1 tRNA gene and 2 rRNA genes are annotated in these 3332 nt (G+C 54.9%); all 3 read left to right on the top strand.

Annotated elements, in window-relative coordinates:
- The first annotated feature begins 161 nt into the window (after window positions 1-161).
- The 3 genes from ACX40Y_RS18145 to ACX40Y_RS18155 all read left to right on the top strand — a co-directional run bounded on the left by ACX40Y_RS18145 (window position 162) and on the right by ACX40Y_RS18155 (window position 3331).
- Window positions 162-2955 (top strand): 23S ribosomal RNA (locus tag ACX40Y_RS18145).
- Window positions 2956-3058: 103 nt separating this feature from the next.
- Window positions 3059-3173, top strand: a 5S ribosomal RNA gene (gene rrf / locus ACX40Y_RS18150).
- Between the two features lie 81 nt (window positions 3174-3254).
- A tRNA-Met gene (locus tag ACX40Y_RS18155) sits at window positions 3255-3331 on the top strand.
- Window position 3332 lies beyond the last annotated feature (1 nt).

Raw genomic sequence — 3332 nt, forward strand, 5'->3', positions numbered from 1 at the left:
GATGCCGCGACGGCGTTGGTTTCGGCTGTGAGGCCGGGACGGACGTTGTTGCAATCAAGGCTGAGATTATCATCCACACCAAGAGACTGCGATACGCTGCTCTGCCGAGTTGGTGTTTCCGTTGGGAAATGCCCAGCGTTGTCGTTGGTGGTGTGGACTCTCAAGCGTGAGGTAAGGGCAATTCGTGGATGCCTTGGCATGTACAGGCGATGAAGGACGTGGCACGCTGCGATAAGCGTCGGTGAGGTGTGAGCAACCTTTGACCCGACGATTTCCGAATGGGGAAACCCACCTTCACCAATTAATTCAGCCGACTGGCAACGGTCGTCCGAGTTAATTGGGGCAAGGTATCACCGAAGTGAATAAAATAGCTTTGGTGAAGCGAACCCGGCGAACTGAAACATCTCAGTAGCTGGAGGAAAAGACATCAACCGAGATTCCGTTAGTAGTGGCGAGCGAACGCGGACCAGGCCAGTGCCGATCATTCAACTAGCAGAAGCATCTGGAAAGGTGCGCCATAGCGGGTGACAGCCCCGTATGCGAAAGTGATGTGATCGGACTCGAGTAGGGCGGGACACGTGTAATCCTGTCTGAACATGGGGGGACCACCCTCCAAGCCTAAATACTCGTACATGACCGATAGCGAACTAGTACCGTGAGGGAAAGGTGAAAAGCACCCCGATGAGGGGAGTGAAACAGTACCTGAAACGGATTGCCTACAAGCAGTTGGAGGGTCCTTGAGGCCTGACAGCGTACCTCTTGCATAATGGGTCTGTGACTTAATGTATCAAGCAAGCTTAAGCCGATAGGTGTAGGCGCAGCGAAAGCGAGTCTGAATAGGGCGACTGAGTTTGATGCATTAGACCCGAAACCCGGCGATCTAGGCATGACCAGGATGAAGGTGCGGTAACACGCACTGGAGGTCCGAACCGATTAACGTTGAAAAGTTACCGGATGAGTTGTGTTTAGGGGTGAAAGGCCAATCAAGCCGGGAAATAGCTGGTTCTCCGCGAAAACTATTGAGGTAGTGCCTCGGATGGACACCCTAGGGGGTAGAGCACTGGATGGATGCGGGGGTCGCGAGATCTACCAATTCTAACCAAACTCCGAATACCTAGGAGTGATATCCGGGAGACAGACGGCGGGTGCTAAGGTCCGTCGTCAAAAGGGAAACAGCCCTGACCTACAGCTAAGGTCCCCAAGTCACGTCTAAGTGGGAAAGCATGTGGGAATCCCAAAACAACCAGGAGGTTGGCTTAGAAGCAGCCATCCTTTAAAGAAAGCGTAACAGCTCACTGGTCTAAACAAGGGTTCCTGCGGCGAAGATGTAACGGGGCTCAAGACGTGCACCGAAGCTTAGGGTGTGTTCTTTGAACACGCGGTAGCGGAGCGTTCCGTAAGCCTGTGAAGTGGAAGGGTAACCGACCATGGAGGTATCGGAAGTGCGAATGCAGACATGAGTAGCGATAAAGAGGGTGAGATGCCCTCTCGCCGAAAGACCAAGGGTTCCTGCGCAAGGCTAATCCGCGCAGGGTGAGCCGGCCCCTAAGACGAGCCCGAAGGGGGTAGTCGATGGGAACCACGTTAATATTCGTGGGCCTGGTGGTGTGTGACGGATCTCGTAAGTTGTATGTCCTTATTGGATTGGATGTGCTTCGAAGAGGTTCCAGGAAATAGCCCCACCGTATAGACCGTACCCGAAACCGACACAGGTGGTCAGGTAGAGTATACCAAGGCGCTTGAGAGAAGTGTCCTGAAGGAACTCGGCAAATTGCCTCCGTACCTTCGGAAGAAGGAGGCCCTGCTTCTGGGCAACCAGTTGCAGGGGGCACAGGCCAGGGGGTAGCGACTGTTTAGCAAAAACACAGGGCTCTGCTAAGTCGGCTTCAAGACGACGTATAGGGCCTGACGCCTGCCCGGTGCCTGAAGGTTAAGTGGAGGGGTGCAAGCTCCGAAATGAAGCCCAGGTAAACGGCGGCCGTAACTATAACGGTCCTAAGGTAGCGAAATTCCTTGTCGGGTAAGTTCCGACCTGCACGAATGGCGTAACGACTTCCCCACTGTCTCCAGGACATGCTCAGCGAAATTGAATTCTCCGTGAAGATGCGGAGTACCCGCGGTTAGACGGAAAGACCCCGTGCACCTTTACTGCAGCTTCAGAGTGGCAGTGGAGAACAACTGTGTAGAATAGGTGGGAGGCTTTGAAGCACCGGCGCCAGCTGGTGTGGAGCCACCAAGTGAAATACCACCCTGTTGTTCTTTACTGTCTAACCTCGTACCGTCATCCGGTACAGGGACCCTCTGTGGCGGGTAGTTTGACTGGGGCGGTCGCCTCCTAAAGAGTAACGGAGGCGCGCGAAGGTTGGCTCAGGTCGGTTGGAAACCGACTGTTAGAGTGCAATGGCATAAGCCAGCCTGACTGCGAGACTGACAAGTCGAGCAGAGACGAAAGTCGGTCATAGTGATCCGGTGGTCCCTCGTGGAAGGGCCATCGCTCAACGGATAAAAGGTACGCCGGGGATAACAGGCTGATAACCCCCAAGAGCTCATATCGACGGGGTTGTTTGGCACCTCGATGTCGGCTCATCACATCCTGGGGCTGGAGCAGGTCCCAAGGGTTTGGCTGTTCGCCAATTAAAGTGGTACGTGAGCTGGGTTCAGAACGTCGCGAGACAGTTTGGTCCCTATCTGCCGTGGGCGTCGAAATTTGAGAGGAGTTGACCCTAGTACGAGAGGACCGGGTTGAACATACCTCTGGTGTACCTGTCGTCGTGCCAACGGCGCAGCAGGGTAGCTATGTATGGACGGGATAACCGCTGAAAGCATCTAAGCGGGAAGCCTCCCTCGAGATAAGATTTCTTAGGACGGTCGGAGACCACGACCTTGATAGGCCGGATGTGGAAGTGCGGTAACGCATGGAGCTAACCGGTCCTAATTGTCCTAGTCGCGCTTGATGAGTCCCACCATCAACGACAACCCTGGGTTGTCGTCTCGTGGATGACATCCAGCCTTGCACGCACCGATTTGAAACCCCTTTTTGCACGCACCGGCTTCATTGCTTGGTGGCTATAGCGTCTGTGACCCACCCGATCCCATCCCGAACTCGGCCGTGAAACCAGACAGCGCCGATGGTACTATTGCTCAAGCAATGGAAGAGTAGGTCGTCGCCAGGCATTGAAGCCGGTGCGCGCAAAGAACCAAAACCCATTCACAACCGTCCCCCGTTTCGTCTCGCACGAGGCAACCAGCATTGGCGCGGGGTGGAGCAGCCCGGTAGCTCGTCAGGCTCATAACCTGAAGGCCGCAGGTTCAAATCCTGCCCCCGCAACCAA

It is taken from the genome of Sphingomonas sp. RS6 (genome assembly GCF_054489705.1).